Origin of the sequence: Actinomadura montaniterrae, assembly GCF_008923365.1 — a bacterium.
In the GTDB taxonomy this organism is placed as follows: Bacteria; Actinomycetota; Actinomycetes; order Streptosporangiales; family Streptosporangiaceae; genus Spirillospora; species Spirillospora montaniterrae.
The window spans coordinates 1-20,553 of the sequence record NZ_WBMR01000166.1; the positions used below are offsets into that span (position 1 = coordinate 1).

Here is a 20,553-nt window from a genome sequence, read left to right on the forward strand (position 1 = left end):
GACCGCGAGGCCCTGGCCCGCGACCGCCGCGACGGCCTCGGCGGCGAGCGCCGCCAGCGCGGCGAGGACGTCGGCGGGCGCGCGGCCGCGGTTGTCGGCGCTGACCACGTGCCGGTACCGGACCTGCTTGCCGAGGTCCAGGACGCAGGCGGCGAGGTAGTCGACGTTGACCTCCAGGCCGAGCCCGGCGGCGCCGTCCCCGGCGATCGAGACGCCGACGCCGGGCCGGCCCCGCTCCCCCTCGTGCACGGGCGCGCCGTCGCGGACGAGGCCCGCGCCCTCCAGCAGGCCGACGAGGTTGGAGACGGTGGTCTTGGTGAAGCCGGTCAGCTCGGCGAGCCGGGCCCGGGTGACGGGCTGGTGCCGGGCGACGTGCTCCAGCACGACGGCGAGGTTGCGCCCGCGCATCGTCGCGTGCCGGACGGGGGCGTTCCCGGACTTCGTCATGAACCCACCCTAATTCAATCCGGTGTCTGGGCAGGGCGGATGCCATCTGCTAGTTTCTTTAGTCCAAAGTCTTTACGAAAGAGGGGCGCGGATGGCCGGGACCCTGGTGGCGGGCGTCGACTCGTCGACGCAGTCGACGAAGGTCGTGCTCTGCCGCGCCGAGGACGGCGCCGTCGTCGGGCAGGCGTCGGCGCCGCACCCGGACGGCACCGAGTGCCATCCCCGGCACTGGTGGGACGCGCTGGCGCAGGTCCGCGACCTGCTCGAACGCGCCGACGCGGTCGCCGTCGCCGCGCAGCAGCACGGGATGGTCGCGCTCGACGGCGCCGGCGAGGTCGTGCGGCCCGCGCTGCTGTGGAACGACACCCGCTCGGCGCCGCAGGCCCGCGCGCTCGTCGCCGAGCACGGCGGCCCGAAGGCGTGGGCGGAGCGCACCGGCAGCGTGCCGCTCGCCTCGTTCACCGTCGGCAAGCTGCGCTGGATGGCCGAGCACGAGCCGGGCAACGCCCGCCGCACGGAGCGGGTGATGCTCCCGCACGACTGGCTGACGTGGCGGCTCGGCGCGAGCGAACCCGTCACCGACCGCGGCGACGCGTCCGGCACCGGCTACTGGTCCCCCGCCACCGGCTCCTACCTGCCCGAACTCCTGCGCGCCGCACTCGGCCACGACGCCGAACCGCCGCGCGTCGCCGCCCCCGGCGAGGCGGTCGGCGAGACGTCCTGGGGCGCGGCGATCGGCCCCGGCACCGGCGACAACATGGGCGCCGCGCTCGGCCTCGGCCTGGAACCGGGCGACGTCGTGGTCTCGATCGGCACGTCCGGGACGGCGTTCGCGGTCGCGGATTCGCCGGCCGCCGACCCGTCCGGCCTGGTCGCCGGGTTCGCCGACGCGACCGGGCGGTTCCTGCCCCTCGTCTGCACGCTGAACGCCGCCCGGATCCTGACGGCCGCCGCGTCCATGACCGGCGCGGGCCTGGACGAGCTGTCGGCGCTCGCGCTCGCCGCGGAACCGGGCGCGGGCGGCCTGACCCTGCTGCCGTACCTCGACGGCGAGCGCACCCCCGACCGTCCCGGCGCGACCGGCGTGCTCGCCGGGCTGACCACGTCGAACGCCACCCGCGAGAACATCGCGCGGGCCGCCGTCGAGGCGCTGCTGTGCTCGCTCGCCGACGCCGTCGGCCACCTCGCCGCGCAGGGCGTGACGCCGCGCCGTACCCTGCTGATCGGCGGCGGCGCGCGCTCGGACGCCGTCCGCGCGCTGGCCCCCGCGATCCTGGGTACGCCGGTCACCGTGCCGGAACCCGCCGAGTACGTCGCGCTCGGCGCCGCCCGCCAGGCGGCCTGGGCGCTGGCGGGCACGCCGGAACCGCCGCGCTGGCCCGCGCCGCCCGCCACCGAGCACACCACCGACCGTGCGGCGGACGCGGAGCGGATCCGCGCGCGCTACGCCGCCCTGCGCGACTCCGCTCCGCAGATCTGACAAGGAGACCCATGAGCGACTACACGCCCGTACCGGAGGACCGGTTCTCGTTCGGCATCTGGACGGTCGGCTGGCAGGGCGTCGACGTGTTCGGCCCCGGCACCCGCCCGCCGATGCCCGCCGAGCGCGCCGTCCGCAAGCTCGCCGAGATCGGCGCCTACGGCGTCAACTTCCACGACAACGACGTGTTCGACTTCGACGCCTCGCCCGCCGAACGCCAGGAGCGGATCGACGCGTTCAAGAAGGCCCTGGACGAGACGGGCCTGGTCGTCACGACCGCGACCACCAACCTGTTCTCCCACCCGGTCTTCAAGGACGGCGCGTTCACCGCCAACGACCGGGACGTCCGCCGGTTCGCGCTGCGCAAGGTCATGGACAACCTCGACCTCGCCGCCGAGCTGGGCGCGAAGACCTACGTGTGCTGGGGCGGCCGCGAGGGCGCCGAGTCGGGCGCCGCCAAGGACGTCCGCGCCGCCTTGGACCGTTACAAGGAGGCGTTCGACGTCCTCGGCGACTACGTCGCCGACCAGGGCTACGACCTGCGCTTCGCCATCGAGCCGAAGCCGAACGAGCCGCGCGGCGACATCCTGCTCCCCACCATCGGCCACGCCCTCGCGTTCATCCAGACGCTCGAGCGCTCCGAGAACGTCGGCCTCAACCCCGAGGTCGGGCACGAGGAGATGGCCGGCCTCAACTACGCGCACGGCCTCGCGCAGGCGCTGTGGCAGGGCAAGCTGTTCCACATCGACCTGAACGGCCAGCACGGCCCCCGCTACGACCAGGACCTCCGCTTCGGCGCGGGCAACGCGCGCGGCGCGTTCTGGGTCGTCGACCTCATCGAGAACAGCGACTACAGAGGCCCGGTCCACTTCGACTTCAAGCCGCCGCGCACCGAGGACGACGAGGGCGTCTGGGAGTCGGCGAAGGCCTGCATGCGCAACTGGCTGATCCTGCGAGAGAAGGCCCGCGCCTTCCGCGCCGACCCCGAGGTGCAGGAGGCCCTGCGCGCCGCCAAGCTCGACGAGCTCGCCGTCCCGACCCTCGCCGACGGCGAGGACTGGCGCGCCGTCCGCGACGCCTCCCCCGACATCGAGGCCCTCGCCACCCGCGGCACCGCCTTCGAACGCCTCGACCAGCTCGCCCTCGAACACCTCTACGGCGTCCGCTAGAGGCACCGCCGCACGGGCGAGTTCCAGGGGGCGTCCCCCTGGGCTGAACGCCGCACGGGCGGGCCCGCGAGCGAGCACCAGCGAGCGCAGCGGGCACGCCCGACGACGGGCAAGGCGTTTCGCGCGGAGCGCCAGCGGAGCGGGAAACGCCTTGCCCGTCGCAACGGGGGGTTCCAGGGGGTCGTCCCCCCTGGCTACACGGCGCCGAGGGCTTCGGTCGGGGGGAGGCGGGCGGCGCGGATCGCCGGGTAGAGGCCGGCTATGGCGCCGATGAGGAGCGTGGCGAGCACGCCTCCCGCCATCGCCCAGAGCGGGACGACCGTCGGCCAGCCCTGCGCCACCGCGAACACGGCGGTGACCGCGACGCCCAGCGCGACGCCGCCGACCCCGCCGAGCCCCGCGAGCAGCTGCGACTCGGTGAGGAACTGCAGCCGGATCTGGCCGCGGGTCGCGCCGAGCGAGCGGCGCAGCCCGATCTCGGCGCGGCGCTCCAGCACGGAGATCACCATGGTGTTGGCGACGCCGACGCCGCCGACCAGGAGCGCGACGCCGCCGAGGCCCAGCAGCAGCGCGGTGAACGTCGCGTTCGCGGCGTTCTGCGCGGCGAGCGCGTCGGAGGGGCGGCTGACCTCGACCTCGGTCGGCGACTGCGGGTTGGCGGTCGCCGCGAGGAGGCTCTGCGCCTTCTCCACCGCGTCCTTGCGGGCGCGGGCGTAGACGGTGGTGGGGTGGCCGTCGAAGCCGAGGTGGGTCGCGGCGGCGTCCCAGCCGACGAGGGCGGCGCTGTCCAGCTCCGGGGCGAGCTGGTTCGGGTTCAGGATGCCGACGACGGTGAACCACTGCGCGCCGAGCCAGACCTGGACGCCGGGCGTGGACACGCCGAGCGCCTGCGCCGCGTCCGAGCCGATGACGACCGCGGGGTAGCGGGCCGTGCCGGCGTTCAGCCAGGTTCCCGCGGCCATGGTGAGGCCGATGGTGCGGGGCAGGTCCAGCCGGGCGGCGAGCACCGAGATGCCGCCGGTCTGGCCCTGCGGGATGTGGTCGTTGCGGTAGACGTCGGTGTCCTCCAGCTTGCCGGTGGCGGACGCCGACTCGACGTCGGGCATCCGCCCCACCATGCCGGTGGACTCCTCGGGCAGTTCGCTGTTGTCGCCGAACAGGTCCTTGCCGGGCGCCACGGTCAGCAGGTTCGTGCCGAGCCGGTCCAGGGTGGCCTGGAGCTGCGCGCGGCTGGACGTGGAGATGCCGACCACCGCGATCATGGCGGCGATGCCGATCGCGATCCCGAGGGCCGACAGGAACACGCGCAGCGGCCGGGCGCGGAGCCCGGCGGCGCCGACGCGCAGGACGTCGGGCGGGGAGAGGCGGGCCGGGGCGCCGCCGCCCCTGCGGTGCGGTGCGACGGGGGTCATCGCGCGGCCTCCAGTCCGGCGTCGTCGTGGACGATCCGCCCGTCGCGCATCCGCACCTGCCGGGGCAGCGACGCGGCGATGTCGCGGTCGTGGGTGATGACGACGACGGCGGTGCCGCCGCCCGCGAGCTCGCGCAGCAGGCCGAGGACGCCGGCGCCGGACGCCGAGTCCAGCGCGCCGGTCGGCTCGTCGGCGAGCAGGATCGCCGGTTCGCCGACGACGGCGCGGGCGATCGCGACCCGCTGCCGCTCGCCGCCGGACAGCTGGTGCGGCCGGTGGTCGAGGCGGTGCCCGAGGCCGACGCGTTCCAGCGCGAGCCGGGCCCGCCGGCGCCGCTGCGCGAGCGGCACGCCCCCGTACAGCAGGCCGTCGGCGACGTTGTCGAGCGCGGCGACCCCGGCCGCGAGGTGGAAGTGCTGGAAGACGAACCCGATCCGGCTCGCCCGCAGCGCCGACAGGCGGCGGTCGGTCATCGCGGACGCGTCGCGGTCCTCGACGAGCACGGTCCCGCTGCTCGGCCGGTCGAGCGTGCCGAGCAGGTGCAGCATCGTGGACTTGCCGGAGCCGGACGGCCCCGCGATCGCGACGAGCTCGCCCGCCCCCACGGTGACCGACACCCGGTCCAGCGCGGTGACGCCGCCAGGGTAGGTCTTGGTGACCTCGCGCAGTTCGACGACCGGCGTCACGAGGGGACCCCCACCTTCATGCCCTCGGCCAGCCCGGATCCGGAGACCTCGACCTTCCCGCCGGCGAACACGCCGGTCTCGACGGGGACCGTCCGGACCGCGCCGTTCTGGACGACCTGCACCGCGTAGCCCCCGTCGCCCTGCGCGAGGAGCGCGGCGACGGGCACGGCGAGGACGCCGGGGTGCCGGCCGGCGATCAGGTTCACGCTGACGGGCGCCTTGTCGTAGCCGCCGAGCGACTGCCGGCCGGTGACGGCGATGGTGAGGTGGATGGTGGCCGGGTCGTCGCCGTGCCCCTGCTCGGCGACCTTCCCGACGGAGGTGATGGTGCCCTGCGCGGTCCGGTCGTCGGGCAGGACGATCTCGACCTTCGCGCCCTTCCTGGCGAGCCGCTGGTACTGGACGTCGAGGTCGACGCCGACGACGCGGGTCGTGCCGGTGCAGGTGAGGACGGGCCCGCCGAGCTTGTCGCCGACCTGCGCCTTGTGGTCGGCGACGCGGATCCGGCCGGACGCGATCACGACGGACCCCGGGGCGACCTTCCCGGTCTCGTCGACGCCGAGGTCGTCCTGCCAGCGCTTGACGGCGTCCGCGGTGGCGGAGCTGTAGGTCTTGTCGACGGTGAACCCGGTGTAGCCGAGGGCGGCGAGGTTCTGCTCGAACTGCAGGACGTCGGCGCCCTTCGTCCCGTCGGAGAGGGTCCGGTAGAGGGGCAGCTTCCCGTACAGCAGCGGCACGGGCTCGTTGTCGACCTTGTACACCGTCCGCCCGCGGGTGACCACGGCCCCTTCCCCGGCGAGCCAGGTCAGCGTGCCGCGCCCCTGGGCGGACACGGTGCGGGACGAGCCGTAGCCGAGGGTCCCGTCCACCTTCTGGGTCTCCACGAGCGTGGTGCGCTCGACCGCCGCCGTCGCGGGCGGCAGCGCGCCGTGCCGGGCGGACGGGCCGTCGCCGCCGCCCAGCCCGGCGGCGGCCAGCCCGGCGCCGCCGACCACCACGACGCCCGCCGCGCCGAGCGCGGCCGTGCGCCTGCGGCTCACTTCCCGCCCCCGCTGGAGAACCGCGCGCCCTTGCCGCCGTCCGGCTGGTACTTCTGGCACGCCTTGTCGGCGTCCTTGAAGGTCTGGCTCTGCGGGTCGATCCCGGTTCCGGGGCCGGCCTTCAGCTGCATGCCGCCGTCGGGGTTCGGGTCCGGGAACTCGGTGATGCCGTGGTCGCGCATGCACTTGGAGTAGGCGCGCATCTTGGCCAGCTCCGCCGCCGAGGGCTTCTGCGGCTTCCCGCCGTTCGGCATGAGGTGCGCGCACTTCTTCTGCGCCGCCTCGACGTTGGGATCGGCGCGCATCGGCCCCTTCCCGGCCGAGGGCCTCGCGCTCGCCCTGATCTCGACCCGGCCGTCCTTCGGGTCCTGCATGTCGACGCCGTTGTCGCGCATGCACTGCGCGAACCTGCGCATCTTCGCCTGGTCGCTCGCGGCCTTGGACGCGCCGGTCCCACCGCCGTCCCCGCCGCCGCAGCCCTGGAGCCCCAGGGCGAGGGCGGGCAGCAGGGCCAGCGTCGCGAGCTTGTTCCGTCTCATCGGTCGGTCTCCTCCGGGCCGCCGGGCGGACGCCGGCGGCGACCGCAAGTCCAGCGGCCGGCGGGTAACCCCGCCGTAACCGGAACTCGTTATGCCGGCGTTACGCCCGATGGCGGAGGCTGGGCGCCGGACAGGTCACGGGCTGGGCGGAGGACGGCACGGTGCGCGTATTGGTCGCCGAGGACGAGCGGATGCTCGCCGACTCGATCGCCGAGGGCCTGCGGGCGGAGGCGCTGGCGGTGGACGTGGTGTACGACGGGGACGCGGCGCTGGAGCGGCTCGGCGTCAACGACTACGACGTCCTGGTCCTGGACCGGGACCTGCCGGTGGTGCACGGCGACGACGTGTGCCGCGCGGTGGTGGACTCGGGGGCGCTGGTGCGGGTGCTGATGCTGACGGCCGCCGCGGCCGTCCCGGCGCGCGTCGACGGCCTGCGGATCGGCGCCGACGACTACCTGACGAAGCCGTTCGCGTTCGAGGAGCTCGTCGCGCGGATCCTGGCGCTCGGCCGGCGGGCCCGCCCGGCGGCGCCGCCCGCGCTGGAACGCGCGGGCATCCGGCTGGACCCGTCCCGCCAGGAGGTCGTGCGGGACGGCCGGTACGTGCGGCTGGCGCGCAAGGAGTTCGGCCTGCTCGCCGAGCTGATGCGCGCCGACGGGACGATCGTGTCGGCGGAGCGGCTGCTGGAGAAGGTGTGGGACGAGCACACCGACCCGTTCACCAACACCGTGCGGGTGACGCTGATGAAGCTGCGCCGCAAGCTCGGCGAGCCGCAGGTCATCGAGACCGTGCCGGGAGCGGGGTACCGGATCCCGTGAAGAATCTCGCCGAACGCGTCCGCCCCACCATCCGGATGCGCCTCACCCTGCTCTACACTGGCCTGTTCCTCGGCGCCGGCATCGTGCTGCTCGGGCTGACGTACCTGCTAGTGCAGAACAACCTGACGCAGCACCCCGGCTCGATGGAGGTCAGCAGCTCCGTGCCGGGCCAGGCCGAGGACCGGGTGTTCACGCAGGCGCCCGCCGGCGTCGCCGCCCCCGACTCCGCCAAGCCGATCACCAAGGGGCAGTTGCAGGGCGTGCTGGTGAAGGCGAAGCGCGACTACAAGAACGACACGCTGAACGCGCTGCTGACGCAGGGCGGGATCGCGCTCGGGCTGGTCGGCGCGGCCGGGCTCGGGTTCGGCTGGCTGCTGGCGGACCGGGCGCTGCGCCCCGTCCACCAGATCACCGAGACGGCGGGGCGGGTGGCGCGCAGCCACGACCTCACCGAGCGGATCGGCTACGAGGGCCCCCGCGACGACGTCAAGGAGCTGGCGGACGCGTTCGACACGATGCTCGGCCGCCTCGCCCGCGCGTTCGACGGGCAGCGCCGGTTCGTCGCGAACGCCTCGCACGAGCTGCGCACCCCGCTCGCCATCAACCGGACGCTGGTGGACGTGGCGGTCCGCCGCCCGGACGCCACCGACGACGTCAAGCGGCTCGGCGAGTCGCTGCTGGTCGTCAACACCCGGCACGAGCGGCTGATCGACGGGCTGCTCACGCTCGCCGGGACGGAGAACACCGTGGCCGGCACCGACCCGCTGGACCTCGCGGACGTCGCCGGGCACGTCCTGCAGCAGGCGGCGGCCGAGGCCCGCGGGCGGGGCGTCACCGCGGACCGGCGGCTCGGCCCCGCGCCCACGTCCGGCGACCCGGTGCTGGTGGAGCGGCTCGTGCAGAACCTCGTGGAGAACGCGATCCGGCACAACCGGGACGGCGGCGGGCTGTGGGTGTCGACGCGCGGCCGGGACGGCTGGGCGGAGGTGCAGGTCGCCAACACCGGGCCCGCCGTGCCAGGCTACGAGATCGAGACGATCTTCGAGCCGTTCCGCCGGCTGGGCAACGACCGGGTGCGCTCGGACCGCGGGTCGGGGCTCGGGCTGTCGATCGTCCGCGCGATCGCGGGCGCGCACGGCGGGACCGTGACGGCCGAGCCGCGTCCCGGCGGGGGCCTCGTCGTCACCGCGCGGCTGCCGTCGCGCGTCCCGGCGCCGTTGTCCGCGCCCCCTGGCGGCCGGCCGGTCCACGGGGGCCGTCCCGCCCGCGGGGACGAGGCGGTGACTCACTCGCGCGAGTGAGGCGCGCGGCGGTCCCCGTCCCCGACACTGGCGGCATGCCCGACGCGCGGACCGCCGACCGGGCGGTGGCCGCCGCCGTCACCGCCGCGACCGTGGCGCCGGCGCTGTGGTCGGCGCGGCCGTGGTGGGTGGTGGCGCTGGCGCTGCTCGCGTCCGTCCCGGTGCTGTGGCGGCGGCGCGCCCCGCTGCGCGTCGGCCTGGTGGTGGGCCTCGCGATGACCGCGCTGGTCGTGTGGCAGAAGCCGCTGCTGCTGCCGTGGGGGCCGCTGGTGGCGGTCTACACGATCGCGGCGCTGAGCCGGCCGCTGCTGCGGCTGCTGTCGGTCCCGCTGCTGGCCGCCACCGTGTACGTCTCGATCGTGCTGCCCGGCGAGGACTCCGACGTCTACCCGCTGCTCGGCACCGCCTTCACCGCCGCGTTCGCGCTCGGCATGGCCGAGCAGGCGCGCCGGGCGCAGGCCGCCGAGCACGCCGAGCGGACGCTCCGGCTGGAGCAGGAGCGGTCGGCGGCCGCCGCCGGGGAGCGGGCTCGCATCGCCCGCGACATGCACGACGTCCTCACCCATTCCGTGGGGCTGATGGTGGTGCAGGCCGAGGCGGCGCCGCTCGCCGGGCCGGACCGGGCGGTCGAGGCGTTCGGGCGGATCGCCGACACCGGACGCGGCGCGCTCACCCAGCTGCGCGCCATCCTCGACGCACTACGCGACGACACGGCGCCCGGCGGCGCGCAGCCCGGCCTCGCGACGCTTCCGGACCTCGTCCGCGGCTGCGGGCTGCCGGCCGCGCTGACCGTGGACGGCGAGCCGCGCCAGGTCGCGCCGGATGCCGCCGTCGCCGCGTACCGGATCGTGCAGGAGTCGCTCACCAACGTACGCAAGCACGCCGGGCCGGTGGCCGCGGTGACCGTGGCGGTGCGCTGGCGGGACGTGCTGGAGATCGAGGTCGCCGACGACGGGCGGGGCGGTGAGCCCGCCGCGTCCGGGCACGGGCTCACCGGGATGCGCGAGCGCGCGGCGGCCTGCGGCGGGACGGTGCGCGCCGGGCCCGGCCCGCGCGGGTTCACGGTCCTGGCGCGGCTTCCGGTTGAATGAGCCCGTGACCGACGACCCGGCCCTGCGCGTCCTCGTCGCCGACGACCAGGACCTGTTCCGCGCCGCGTTCACGATGATCCTGGACGCGCAGCCGGACATGGCGGTCGTCGGGGAGGCGGCGGACGGGGCCGCCGCGGTCCGCGCCGCCGCGGAGCTGCGGCCCGACGTCGTCGTGATGGACGTGCGGATGCCGGTGATGAACGGGATCGAGGCGACGGAGCGGATCTGCGCGACGCTGCCCGCCAAGGTGCTCGTGCTGACGATGTTCGACTCCGACGAGCACGTCTACGACGCGCTGCGGGCGGGCGCGGGCGGGTTCCTGCTGAAGGACATCCGGCGCGACGAGCTGGCGGACGCCGTCCGGGTCGTCGCCGCCGGGGACGCGCTGCTCGCGCCGGCGGTGACGCGGCGGCTGGTCGAGGACCTGGTGCGGCGGCCCGGGCACGGCGTCGTCCCGCGGCTCGCGGCGTGGCTCGCCGGGCTGACCGACCGGGAGGCCGCGACGCTGCGGCAGGTGGCGCGGGGCCGGTCCAACGCGGAGATCGCCGAGGCGATGGTCGTCAGCGAGCACACCGTCAAGACGCACGTCAGCCACGTGCTCGGCAAGCTCGGGCTGCGGGACCGGGTGCAGGCGGTCGTGTTCGCCTACGAGTCCGGGCTGGTCGTCCCGGGCGACCCCGCGGACTGATCCCCGCGGGAGTGAGGCGCGGTTTCGCTCGTCCCGGCGACGCGCCGGAGGGCCCGTGCGGCCGAGGCTCGGACCCATGACCGTCATCGTCTCGACGCTGCTGTCGTCCGTCCTGCTGCTGTTCGGCACCGGACTGCATCCCGTGGCCTGGCTCACCTGGCTCGGCCCGCTGCCCGTCCTGTGGCTCGCGCCCCGAGCCGGCGGGCGGGCCGCGTTCGCCGCCGCGTCCCTCGCCTGGCTCGCCGGGCAGAGCCGGATGTGGCCCTACTACCTCGGCACCCTGGAGATGCCGCCGCCCGCGGCGGCCGGGATCATCGTCGGCACCGCGCTGGTGTTCGGCCTGCTCGCGCTCGCCTTCCGGTGGCTGCTGCTGCGCGGGTTCCCGCTGGCCGCGGCCTTGACCGTCCCGGCGGGCTGGGCGGCGCTGGAGTACGCGCTGTCGGTCGCGGCGCCGCACGGCGCGTGGCTGAGCCTGGCCTACACGCAGGCGGACGTCCCGCCGGTCGTGCAGACCGCGTCGCTGACCGGCCCGTGGGGCATCACGTTCCTCGTCACGGGCGTCCCCGCCGCGCTGGCGGCGGCGGCCGCGCCCCGCGCCGCGCGGCGGTGGCGGGTGCTGCTCGCCGGCGCGCTCGTCCTCGCCCTTCCGCTGGCGTACGGCGGCTGGCGGCTCCGGCAGCCCCACGACGCGTCGCGGTCGACCGTCGCGCTGCTCGACACCGACCGTCCGGACGACACGGTCGACGTCGCGACGCCGCAGGGCCGTGACCTGCTGCGCCGCTACCTCGCCGCGATCCGCGCGACGGCGCCCGCCGGCACGCTCGTCCTGCCGGAGAAGACGTTCGCCGCGAACGAGACGACCCTTGCCGCCCTCACCGGGCCGCTGGCGCGGCTGGCCGCCGAACGCCACGAGGACATCGTCGCCGGGCTCGTCCTGACCGCCGGCGGGAAGGCGCGCAACGCCGCGCTCGGGATCCGCGCGGACGCCGGCGCGCCCGTCCTCTACTTCAAGCACCACATGATCCCCGGGCTCGAGGACGGCCTGGCCCCGGGCACCGAGCTCGCGTTCCTCTCCCCCGGCCGCGGCCTCGCGATCTGCAAGGACCTGGACTTCCCCGGCCTCGTCCGCGCCTACCGGGCCCGCGGCGCCACCGTGCTGTACGCGCCCGCCTGGGACTTCACCGGCGACGGCCGGCTGCACGGGCGGATGGCGCTCGTCCGCGGCGTCGAGAGCGGGCTGACCGTCGCGCGGGCGGCCCGCGCGGGGACGCTCGTCGTCAGCGATCCCTACGGCCGGGTGCTCGCCGAGCACGCCACCGGCGGACCCGGGTTCACCTCCGTCACCGCGACGCTCCCCGCGCACGGCGTCCGGACCGTCTACTCCCGGTTCGGCGACTGGTTCGCCTGGCTCTGCGGGCTGCTGCTCGTCGCCGGGTCGTCCGGGACGAGCCTCATATATCGCAGGTGCGCGGCGGACGCGGCGACCGCGACCGCCGACCCGATCACGGCGTAACCCGCCAGCACGCCGAGGGCCTGCGCCGTCGCGTGGCCGGAGAAGTAGACGGTGTTGCGCACGGCGGTGGTCCCCGCGCCCGTCGGCAGCCAGTCCCCGATGGCCCGCCAGAACGCCGGCAGCAGGGTCATCGGGTAGGCGCCGCCCGCGCTCGGGTTGCCGAGCACGACGAACACCAGGATCGCCAGGCCGACGCCGAGCAGCCCGAGCAGGATCTGGAACGCGACGGTCGTCGCGGCGGCGGCCATGACGACCAGCGCGCCGATGCCCCACAGCGCCCAGAAATGCCCGTTCAGGGCGCCGAGGACCGGCCCGGCGATGATCGCGCCGCCGAGCCCGGACACGATCGCGTACAGCGCGAGCGCGCCGAGCCGGATGACCGTGCGGCGCAGGTTCGCCGGGCGTGCGCCGCCGGCCACGCCGAGGATCGCCGCGGCCAGGTAGCCGCCCACGATCCAGCCGATGACCAGGTAGAACGACGACAGGCCGCGACCGTCCCCGGCGGCCGGCGGCCGGATGTCGACGGTCCGGACCTGCCGGTGCCTGGACTGCTCGATCCCGGCCGCGATCTGCTGGGTGGTGCTGGACACGGCGGGGCCGCTCGCGGACGCCACCAGCAGCGTGTCGGTGCCGCCGGCGCTGACGATGATCGCCGCGTCGACCGTCCGGTCGAGGATGAGCTGCCGGGCCCGCTGCTCGCTCGGGGCGGTGCGGGCCTTGAGCGGTGCGTCCTTCAGCGCGTCGAGCTGCGCGGCGACCTGTCCCGCCGCCTGCCCGGGCGCGACGACCGCGACCGGGATGCGGTGCGGGGTCGGCGAGTGGAACGCGCCGATGTAGGACAGGATGAACGCCAGCTGCAGGATCAGCACGCCCGTGACCAGGGTGAAGGAGCGCAGCGTCACCGCGTCGCGCAGTTCACCGGCGAAGCCGCGGTCGGGCGCGGCCCCGCCCCGGCCGGTCGCGGGCGTGCTCATGCCGGAGGGGTACCCGCTGAGCGGGCGCTACTCCTCGGGGAAGCGCGCCACCCAGCGCCGCTGCCAGGGCGTTTCGACCGCCTTGCGGTGATAGTTCGCGCGCGTCCAGGCGACGGCGCGGTCCGCCGGCACCCCGGACAGCACGGCCAGGCAGGCCATCACCGTGCCGGTGCGGCCGACGCCGCCGCCGCAGGCGACCTCGACCCGCTCGCCGGCGGCGGCCCGCGCGTGCAGGTCGCGGATCAGCGCGACGGCGCCCTCCCGGTCGCGGGGCAGCAGGAAGTCCGGCCAGTCGATCCAGGCGTGCGGCCAGGCCGGCGTGGCGTCGTGGCGGGCGCGGAGCCGGCCCGAGCCGAGGTACAGGCCGTACTCGGGTGCGGCGCCGCCCGGCGCGGGCCGCCGCAGCCCCCGGCCCCTGACGAGCAGGCCGCCCGGCAGTTCGGTCGCGTCTTCGAGGCGTGTGCTCACCATCGCCCCATCCTGGCGCGGCGACGCCGTGCCGCGCCCGGCCCTCCGCTTTGAGCGGACGATCTTCGCTTCAAGCGGACGCGCGCGGGGTAGCGTCGGGGAGATGACCAGTGCGGAACTGCTCACCGACGCCTTCGACCGGATCCAGGAGGTCGTCCGCGACGCCGTCGACGGCCTCACCCCGGACCAGCTCGCCCTCCGCCCCGACGCCGAGGCCAACACGATCGCCTGGCTCGTCTGGCACCTCACCCGCGTCCAGGACGACCACGTCGCCGACGCCGCCGGATCCGAGCAGGTGTGGACCTCCGGCGGCTGGGCGGACCGGTTCGCGCTGCCGCTCGCGACGGCCGAGACCGGCTACGGCCACGACCCCGCGCAGGTCGCGGCCGTCCGCGTCGGCTCCGCGGACCTGCTCACCGGCTACCACGACGCGGTGCACGACCGGACCGTCGAGTACGTCGGCACGCTGACCGACAAGGACCTCGAACGGATCGTCGACACCGCCTGGGACCCGCCCGTGACGCTCGCGGTGCGGCTCGTCAGCGTGATCTCCGACGACCTCCAGCACGCCGGGCAGGCCGCCTACGTCCGCGGCCTGATCGAGCGCGCCTGAGACGCGCGGGCGGCGCCGCCGCGATACGCGGGCGGCGCCGAAAGCGCGGTGGCGGCGCCCCCCTGCCGGGGAGCGCCGCCACGGCGCGTCGTCCGCGGGCCGTCAGCCGGTCCCGACGGTCCGGTCCAGGGCGCTGCCCTTCACCCACTTCTTCCAGGACATCTGGTAGAAGCCCCAGCCGTTGTCCGGCTCCAACTTGCGGTCGGTACCGGTGATGATCACAGGGTCGCCGCGGTAGGAGAAGTGGTAGAACCAGCGGGCGGCGGCGGGCGGGGAGTTCACGCAGCCGTGGCTGACGTTCTGGTGGCCCTGCGCCCACACCGTCGAGGCCATCGAGTGGATGTACTCGCCGCTGTTGGAGATCCGCACCGCGAACGGGATGACCTCCTTGTAGCCGCCCGGCTCGTCGGGCTTCACGCCCATCCACTCCGACGTCATGATCGCCGGATTCTCCTTGCCCATGGTCAGGTGGATGCCGCTGGTGGTGGCGTAGGTGTCGACCCCGTTGACCACGCGGCCGCCGCGGCCCGCGCTGATCGGCCAGCTCTTCACCTTCTTGCCGTTCTTGGTGACGGTCAGGTGGTGGGTCTTGGTGCTCGCCTTGATGATGTGCGCGTCGCCGATGCTGAACCTGCGGGTGAAGTCGCTCGTCCCGTAGGTCTTCTTGCCCGACTTCACGCCCGCCAGCTTCGCGGTGAAGGTGACCTTCTGGTTCGGCTCCCAGTAGTGGCCGTTCTCCGTGCGGAAGATCACCTGGGTGTCGCCGACCCAGCGCCAGGCGCCGGTGGCGGGCTTGGTCGACTTGACCTCCAGCGCGCGCTCGACGGCCTTCTTGTCGCCGACCGCGCGGTTGAAGGTGACGATGATCGGCATCCCGACGCCGACCTTCTCGCCCTTGGTCGGCGAGACGTCGGAGATGTCCAGCTCGTTGGCCGCCTTCAGCGTCGTGAAGGTGGAGGTGACGGTCGCCGACTTGCCCTTGGGGCTGACGGCGACCGCGGACACCTGGTACTTCGCGCCGGGCACCAGCGTGCGCGACTTCCAGCTCTTCTTGTCGGCCGCCATCGCGCCGTCCACCGGCTTGCCCTTGCGGGTGACGGTGACCTGCTGCAGCGTGCCGCCCGCCGCGGTGACGGTGACGCCGTCCTCGGGCGCGGCCTTCCCGTTGCCGTTGCCCGGATTGATCGTCACCTGCGGGACGGCGGAGTCGCCCTTCTCCCCGACCGCGACGCCGTGCTCCTTCTCGCCGCCCGAGCAGGCGGTCGTGAGGAGCAGTACGGCCCCCGCCATCCCCGCACCGGCCCGGACACCCGCGGACACCCTCCGCTGCACCTCAAACCTCCAGAACCCCGCCGTCTATCCCAGTGACATTAGCGACAAAATCCGGCGATCACGCCATGACCCGGGGTTTTGGCGGCAGTCCGAGATCAAAGCGTTGCAAGCGGACACGGTCCGTAACGCGGTCAGCCAAGGGCGCTGCCCTCCTTCCACTTCGCGAACGGCAGCTGCCAGAAGCTCCAGCCGTTGTTCCACTCGACCTCGCGGTCGGTGCCCGTGAGGTTCAACACATCGCCGCGCTGGGCGATGCCGTAGAACCACTGGGCGTCCGACGGGCTGACGTTCAGGCAGCCGTGGCTGACGTTCGCCGACCCCTGCGACCCGACCGACCAGGGCGCCGAGTGGACGTACTCGCCGCTGTCGGAGAAGCGCACCGCGTAGTCGACGACCTGCTGGTAGTAGCCGGGGTCGCCCGGCTGCCGGCCGGGCGAGGTCATCGTGACCGGGTTGCCCTTGTCCATCAGCAGGTGGACGCCGCTGGTGGTGGTGAACTCCCGCGTCTCGCCGTTGCCGGCGCTGAACGGGACCGTCCGCAGCTTCCGGCCGTCCCGCGTCACCGTCATGTGGTGGCCGCCGATGTCGCCGGTGGTGACCTGCGCGGCGCCGATGGTGATCGTCTCGGCGACGTCCGCTGCGCCGTAGACGCCGCCTCCGGCGTTCACGCCCGCGAGGTCCGCGCGGAACCGGACGGTCTGGTGCGGCTGCCAGTACGTCTTCGTCCGGTAGACGACCTGGTCCGACCCGATCCAGCGCCAGGCGCCCTCGACCGGCTTGTCCGCGCTGACGTGCAGGGCCTTCTCCACCGCGGCCTTGTCGGCGACCGGGCGGTCGAAATGCAGGATGATCGGCATTCCGACGCCGACCTTCTCCCCCGGCAGGTTCGGCGTGACGTCGCTGATCGACAACGTCTGCGCCGGGGTCAGCACGGTGAACGCGCTGGTCACGGTGCGGAGCTTGCCTCCGCTCTTCGCCTGCGCGCTCACGGTGTAGGTCGCGCCGGGCGTCATCGTCCGGGTGGAGTGCCAGCTCTTGCGGTTCCCGGCGAGCTCGCCGGTGACGGCCGAGCCCTTGTTCCCCTGCACGCTGACCTTCGCCAGCTTCCCGCCGGACGCCGTCACCTTGATCACCGCGTCCGGCGCGACCCGCTGCGTCCCGCTCGCCGGCGTGATCGTCACCGTGGTGTCGGACTCGCCCGCCGACAGCACCCCCGTGCCGCCGATGCCGCATCCGGCCGCGAGCAGCGCGACCGCGCCCGCTCCCCCGAACGCCGCCACTGCCGGCCGCCCCTTGATCGCCACGAATCTCCCCCAGTCCCAAGACTCACCCGTCTTCGGTGAATGCCTATGCAAAGGGAGATGGCCCGGCGACCGGAAAAGTTCGCGCCTGGATCAGGGAATCGCAGCTCAGAGCATGCCGCAGCGGGACGGGGCGCCGGTCAGGCCGCGGCGGCGGGCTCGCGGTTCACGTGCCGCAGCAGCCGCTTGAAGCCCAGCACCGAGACGGCGACGCCCAGCGCGCCGAGTCCGGCGACCATGCTGGTGCGCAGCCACAGATACGTGCCGAGCGACTCGTTGAACAGCATCCAGAGGCTGAGCGCGACGTTGACGAACAGCACCATCGACCACAGCAGCGAGATGCGCAGGAAGAACTGGTGCACCTTGTCGTGCCGGAAGAACGCCTCGGGGATCGGCACCATGTCGCGGGCGAGCTTCATCGCCAGCGGCCGCCCGAGCGGGACGGAGGCGAGGAAGGCCATGCTCACCATCAGCGTGCCGAGCGTCGGCTGGAGGAAGTAGACGACGGCGCTGTGCGTGGCCGCCGCGAGGGCCGCCCGCACGGTCACGCCGACCGCGGCCAGCAGCAGCATCCCGGAGACGGGGTGCCCGCGCAGGTAGCGGAAGATGATGCCCCCGTACACCCAGGCGACCGCCGCGGCGAGCGCGCCGTTCAGTCCCAGCAGCGCCAGTGCGGCGTAGAACACCGCCACGGGCGCGACCACCCCCTCGGCGAAGCGCGGCAGCGCGTGCAGCAGCAGCGCCCGGATCCGCGGCAGTTCGAAGTGGTGCCCGCCGCCCTCGGCGACCACGGCGGCGGCCGTGGCGCCGGAGGGCCCGGCCGCCAGGACGGCCGGCGTTGTCGCTGGTGGTTCCATCGAGTGCTGCGCTCCCCGATCGGTTTGCATGGACTGATGCATGGCCTGGGACGGCGTCACGATTCGCACCACCGTACGTGATGATCCGCGCGCATCTTCCCGTTTTGACGAACCTGAGGGCGTCCGTGTTCCGACCGTCCGCCGGATTGCTGTCTCATCTGCGACTTCCCGCCAGAGCGCGATCTATTGTGCCGTTTTGTCTCTTAGTTCGGATTTATCCGGCTCTTGGTGCGGGCGGCGGACCGAACCGGCCGGAAGCGGTCACGCCTCCGGGGCGGCGGGCTGGGCCTCGCGGGCGGCCGCGTAGATCGCGCGCAGCGTCACCGCCACCGACGGCCGCCGCACGCTCGCCCGCCGCGTCACCGCGTACACCTCCCTGGCCAGCGTGCACTCGGGGATCCGCCGCACCGCCACGCCCTGGTCGCCGGCGGCCAGCGCCAGCGCGGGCACGGCGGTGATGCCGATCCCCCGCGCCACCAGGCTGAGGATCGTGTGCAGGCCCTCGAACTCCCAGGGGACGGGCCGGGCGCCGCCGACGGTGTCCAGCAGCCGCTCGACCGCCTGCCGGGACGGCTCGCCCGGCGGCGCCGCCATCCACGGCTCCTCCCGCAGCTGCTGCAGGTCCACGGGGCGGTCCGGGTCCGACATCCGGTGCCCGTCCGGGACGACCAGGACGAGCGGGTCGCGGCGCAGGTGGAAGAACTCCAGCACCGCCGGGGACTGGTCGGGGACCTTGCCCGTCCAGTCGTCGATCAGCGCGATGTCGACCTCGCCGTTCTGCACCTGGCGGATGCCGTCGCCCGGACGGGTCTGCCGCAGCACGAAGGTCAGGCCGGGGTGGGCGCCCAGGCTGTGCGCCAGCGCGGGCGCGAAGGCGACGGCGGCCGTCGGGAAGGCCGTGACCACCACCCGGCCCGTGGGGGTGTCGGCCTGCGCGGACAGCTCCGCCTCCGCGGTCTCCACCAGGCTCAGGATCTCCTCGGCGCGGGCGGCGAGGCGCCGTCCGGCGTCGGTCAGCTCCGCGCTGCGGGCCGTCCGGTCCAGCAGCGGGACGTGCGCCTCCCGCTCGAGCGCGGCCAGCTGCTGGGAGACGGCCGACGGCGTGTAGCCGAGGGCGGCGGCGGTCGCGGCGATGCTGCCGCGGCGGGCGAATTCGGCGAGCAGCCGCAGGCGGCGCACTTCCAGCATCAGTCTAGCTTACGGTCACCATCGCCGAGACTCGCTTGTGATGATGCTGAATGCGGGAAAGCATGAAGCGAGCCCGGCCGGGTCACTCAGGGGGATCCTTCCGCCACCCACCGTTATATCGTCATGCCTTTGGAGCGTCGATGCATGCTCAGAACCCGCCCGCGCACGATCACCCGGCCGACCGCCCCTCCAGTCCTTCCGGTCCCTCCAGTCCCTCCTCGGCCGCGTGCGGCCCGGCCCGGCCTGTGTCGTTCGCGCCGCGCGCCGTCCCGCTGTCGCCGACGCTCGCGGTGAACGAGGCGCTCGCCCGCAAGCGCCGCGAGGGCGTGCGGGTCCTGCCGCTCGGCTTCGGCGAGGCCGGGATCCCGATCCATCCCGCGCTGACCCGCGAGCTCGCCGCCGCCGCGGCGCGCGGCGGCTACGGCCCGGTCGCCGGGTCGGCGGCCCTCCGCGCGGCGGCGGCCGGGTACTGGGCGCGGCGGGGGCTGCCCACCGACCCGTCCGGCGTGGTGGGCGGCCCCGGCAGCAAGCCGCTGCTGTTCGCGTTGCTGATGGCGATCGGCGGTGACGTGGTGCTGCCCACGCCGAGCTGGGTGAGCTACGCGGCGCAGGCGCCGCTGGCCGGGGTGCGGCCGATCCGGGTGGCGACCCCGCCGGGCGAGGGCGGGGTGCCGAGCCCCGCGCTGCTCGCCGACGCGGTGGTGCGCGCGCGGGCCGCCGGACGGACCGTCCGGGCCGTGGTCGTGACGCTGCCGGACAACCCGACCGGCACGCTCGCCTCCGAGCGGACCGTCCGGCGGCTCTGCGCGGCCGCGCGCGACCTCGACCTCGTGATCGTCTCCGACGAGATCTACCGCGACCTGGTGCACGACCGGGACCGCGCGGTGCCGAGCCCCGCCCGGTTCGCGCCGGAGCGGACCGTGGTGACGACCGCGCTGAGCAAGAGCCTGGCGGCCGGCGGCTGGCGGCTCGGGGTGGCGCGGCTGCCGGACGGCCCGTTCGGCGCCGCGCTGCGCTCCGCCGTGCTCGGGATCGCCAGCGAGGTCTGGTCCAGTGCGCCCGCGCCGGTGCAGCACGCCGCCGCGTTCGCGTTCGCCGAGCCGCCCGAGCTGGTCGAGCACGTCGACCGCAGCCGCCGGCTGCACGCGGCGGTCACCCGGGCGGTCGCGGCCCGGTTCGCCGCCGCGGGCGCGCGGGTGCCGGCCCCGCAGGGCGCCTTCTACGTCTACCCCGACCTCGGCCCGCTCCGGGACGCGCTGCGCTCCGGGCACGGGGTGCGGACGTCCGCCGACCTGTCCGGGCTGCTGCTGGAGCGCTACGGCGTGGGGGTGCTGCCCGGAAGCTCGTTCGGCGAGCCGGACGAGGCGCTGCGCCTGCGGGTCGCGCCGAGCCTGCTGTACGGGGAGACCGACGAGCAGCGGCTCGCCGCGCTCGCCTCCCCCGACCCGGCGTCGCTGCCCTGGATCGCCGCCGGCCTGGACCGCCTCTCCGAGGTGCTCGCCGATCTGCGGGAGAGCGCGCGGGCCGGGCAGGCCGCGCTCGCCTGACACGCTCCACATCCGCCTCGCGGGAAGGGCGCGGCCGCAAAGGAGAGGGCCGCGCGGGAACACGGCGCGGGAACGCGGCGGCGGGATGG

General features: G+C 74.7%; 19 protein-coding genes. 9 read left to right on the forward strand and 10 right to left on the reverse strand.

Annotated features, from left to right (window positions below):
- Positions 1-447, reverse strand: a 447-nt coding sequence (locus tag F9B16_RS36975) for a MarR family transcriptional regulator (protein WP_151544877.1), incomplete at its 3' end; no start/stop codon positions are given.
- Positions 448-538: 91 nt separating this feature from the next.
- Between F9B16_RS36975 and xylB the strand changes: the two genes are divergently transcribed.
- Positions 539-1,927 carry a xylulokinase gene (gene xylB / locus F9B16_RS36980; RefSeq protein WP_151544878.1) on the forward strand — a complete coding sequence of 463 codons (1,389 nt, stop codon included), beginning with the start codon at positions 539-541 and terminating at the stop codon, positions 1,925-1,927.
- Positions 1,928-1,938: 11 nt separating this feature from the next.
- A complete protein-coding gene (xylA, locus tag F9B16_RS36985; protein WP_151544879.1) occupies positions 1,939-3,096 on the forward strand; it encodes a xylose isomerase in 1,158 nt (385 codons plus the stop codon).
- Between the two features lie 194 nt (positions 3,097-3,290).
- Here the strand turns inward: xylA and F9B16_RS36990 are convergent, their stop codons facing one another.
- The 4 genes from F9B16_RS36990 to F9B16_RS37005 are packed head-to-tail and all read right to left on the reverse strand — an operon-like array spanning position 3,291 to position 6,773.
- Positions 3,291-4,508, reverse strand: coding sequence for an ABC transporter permease (locus tag F9B16_RS36990; RefSeq protein ID WP_151544880.1), 1,218 nt, complete (start codon positions 4,506-4,508; stop codon positions 3,291-3,293).
- Entirely contained in the window at positions 4,505-5,194 is a 690-nt protein-coding gene (locus F9B16_RS36995) for an ABC transporter ATP-binding protein (protein ID WP_151544881.1), read from the reverse strand. Before F9B16_RS36995 ends, F9B16_RS36990 begins: the two co-directional genes overlap by 4 nt.
- The gene (locus tag F9B16_RS37000; RefSeq protein WP_151544882.1) at positions 5,191-6,234 is read right to left on the reverse strand and encodes a peptidoglycan-binding protein; all 1,044 of its coding nucleotides are present in this window, start codon (positions 6,232-6,234) and stop codon (positions 5,191-5,193) included. Before F9B16_RS37000 ends, F9B16_RS36995 begins: the two co-directional genes overlap by 4 nt.
- Entirely contained in the window at positions 6,231-6,773 is a 543-nt protein-coding gene (locus tag F9B16_RS37005) for a hypothetical protein (RefSeq protein ID WP_151544883.1), read from the reverse strand. The genes F9B16_RS37000 and F9B16_RS37005 overlap by 4 nt, the downstream gene beginning before the upstream one ends.
- A gap of 161 nt (positions 6,774-6,934) precedes the next feature.
- Here F9B16_RS37005 and F9B16_RS37010 point away from each other — a divergent pair, with 161 nt between their 5' ends.
- The 5 genes from F9B16_RS37010 to F9B16_RS53060 all read left to right on the forward strand — a co-directional run bounded on the left by F9B16_RS37010 (position 6,935) and on the right by F9B16_RS53060 (position 12,184).
- Complete coding sequence (locus tag F9B16_RS37010; protein ID WP_151544884.1) at positions 6,935-7,591, forward strand: response regulator transcription factor; 657 nt, start codon at positions 6,935-6,937, stop codon at positions 7,589-7,591.
- A complete protein-coding gene (locus F9B16_RS37015) occupies positions 7,588-8,892 on the forward strand; it encodes a sensor histidine kinase (protein WP_225992273.1) in 1,305 nt (434 codons plus the stop codon). Before F9B16_RS37010 ends, F9B16_RS37015 begins: the two co-directional genes overlap by 4 nt.
- Positions 8,893-8,927: 35 nt before the next feature.
- Positions 8,928-9,983, forward strand: coding sequence for a sensor histidine kinase (locus tag F9B16_RS37020; protein ID WP_151544885.1), 1,056 nt, complete (start codon positions 8,928-8,930; stop codon positions 9,981-9,983).
- Positions 9,984-9,987: 4 nt separating this feature from the next.
- Positions 9,988-10,671, forward strand: coding sequence for a response regulator (locus F9B16_RS37025; protein WP_225992274.1), 684 nt, complete (start codon positions 9,988-9,990; stop codon positions 10,669-10,671).
- Between the two features lie 76 nt (positions 10,672-10,747).
- Positions 10,748-12,184, forward strand: a complete 1,437-nt coding sequence (locus tag F9B16_RS53060) for a nitrilase-related carbon-nitrogen hydrolase (protein ID WP_151544886.1) — start codon at positions 10,748-10,750, stop codon at positions 12,182-12,184.
- Between the two features lie 1,001 nt (positions 12,185-13,185).
- Here F9B16_RS53060 and F9B16_RS37040 read toward each other — a convergent pair.
- A complete protein-coding gene (locus F9B16_RS37040; protein WP_151544888.1) occupies positions 13,186-13,629 on the reverse strand; it encodes a protein-tyrosine phosphatase family protein in 444 nt (147 codons plus the stop codon).
- Positions 13,630-13,729: 100 nt separating this feature from the next.
- Between F9B16_RS37040 and F9B16_RS37045 the strand changes: the two genes are divergently transcribed.
- Positions 13,730-14,239 carry a mycothiol transferase gene (locus F9B16_RS37045; protein ID WP_151544889.1) on the forward strand — a complete coding sequence of 170 codons (510 nt, stop codon included), beginning with the start codon at positions 13,730-13,732 and terminating at the stop codon, positions 14,237-14,239.
- A 102-nt stretch (positions 14,240-14,341) separates the two neighbouring features.
- On the opposite strand, the gene F9B16_RS37050 is transcribed toward F9B16_RS37045, so the two are convergent.
- From F9B16_RS37050 to F9B16_RS37065, 4 genes are all read right to left on the reverse strand, one after another.
- Complete coding sequence (locus tag F9B16_RS37050; RefSeq protein WP_151544890.1) at positions 14,342-15,529, reverse strand: L,D-transpeptidase; 1,188 nt, start codon at positions 15,527-15,529, stop codon at positions 14,342-14,344.
- A gap of 173 nt (positions 15,530-15,702) precedes the next feature.
- On the reverse strand, positions 15,703-16,875 hold the full coding sequence (locus tag F9B16_RS37055; RefSeq protein ID WP_151544891.1) for a L,D-transpeptidase: 1,173 nt from the start codon (positions 16,873-16,875) through the stop codon (positions 15,703-15,705).
- 137 nt (positions 16,876-17,012) lie between these two features.
- A complete protein-coding gene (locus tag F9B16_RS37060) occupies positions 17,013-17,729 on the reverse strand; it encodes a VC0807 family protein (RefSeq protein WP_225992275.1) in 717 nt (238 codons plus the stop codon).
- A gap of 261 nt (positions 17,730-17,990) precedes the next feature.
- Positions 17,991-18,917: a LysR family transcriptional regulator gene (locus F9B16_RS37065; protein WP_151544892.1), complete on the reverse strand. Its 927-nt coding sequence runs from the start codon at positions 18,915-18,917 to the stop codon at positions 17,991-17,993.
- Between the two features lie 272 nt (positions 18,918-19,189).
- Here F9B16_RS37065 and F9B16_RS37070 point away from each other — a divergent pair, with 272 nt between their 5' ends.
- Complete coding sequence (locus F9B16_RS37070; protein WP_404800549.1) at positions 19,190-20,464, forward strand: pyridoxal phosphate-dependent aminotransferase; 1,275 nt, start codon at positions 19,190-19,192, stop codon at positions 20,462-20,464.
- Positions 20,465-20,553 lie beyond the last annotated feature (89 nt).

What these genes read in the sequence shown, in the direction of transcription:
- xylB (WP_151544878.1), top strand. Translation starts at nt 539, where the DNA reads ATGGCCGGGACCCTGGTGGCGGGCGTCGACTCGTCGACGCAGTCGACG.
- xylA (WP_151544879.1), top strand. Translation starts at nt 1,939, where the DNA reads ATGAGCGACTACACGCCCGTACCGGAGGACCGGTTCTCGTTCGGCATC.
- F9B16_RS36990 (WP_151544880.1), bottom strand. Translation starts at nt 4,508, where the DNA reads ATGACCCCCGTCGCACCGCACCGCAGGGGCGGCGGCGCCCCGGCCCGC.
- F9B16_RS37005 (WP_151544883.1), bottom strand. Translation starts at nt 6,773, where the DNA reads ATGAGACGGAACAAGCTCGCGACGCTGGCCCTGCTGCCCGCCCTCGCC.
- F9B16_RS37020 (WP_151544885.1), top strand. Translation starts at nt 8,928, where the DNA reads ATGCCCGACGCGCGGACCGCCGACCGGGCGGTGGCCGCCGCCGTCACC.
- F9B16_RS53060 (WP_151544886.1), top strand. Translation starts at nt 10,748, where the DNA reads ATGACCGTCATCGTCTCGACGCTGCTGTCGTCCGTCCTGCTGCTGTTC.
- F9B16_RS37040 (WP_151544888.1), bottom strand. Translation starts at nt 13,629, where the DNA reads ATGGTGAGCACACGCCTCGAAGACGCGACCGAACTGCCGGGCGGCCTG.
- F9B16_RS37045 (WP_151544889.1), top strand. Translation starts at nt 13,730, where the DNA reads ATGACCAGTGCGGAACTGCTCACCGACGCCTTCGACCGGATCCAGGAG.
- F9B16_RS37050 (WP_151544890.1), bottom strand. Translation starts at nt 15,529, where the DNA reads ATGGCGGGGGCCGTACTGCTCCTCACGACCGCCTGCTCGGGCGGCGAG.
- F9B16_RS37060 (WP_225992275.1), bottom strand. Translation starts at nt 17,729, where the DNA reads ATGGAACCACCAGCGACAACGCCGGCCGTCCTGGCGGCCGGGCCCTCC.
- F9B16_RS37065 (WP_151544892.1), bottom strand. Translation starts at nt 18,917, where the DNA reads ATGCTGGAAGTGCGCCGCCTGCGGCTGCTCGCCGAATTCGCCCGCCGC.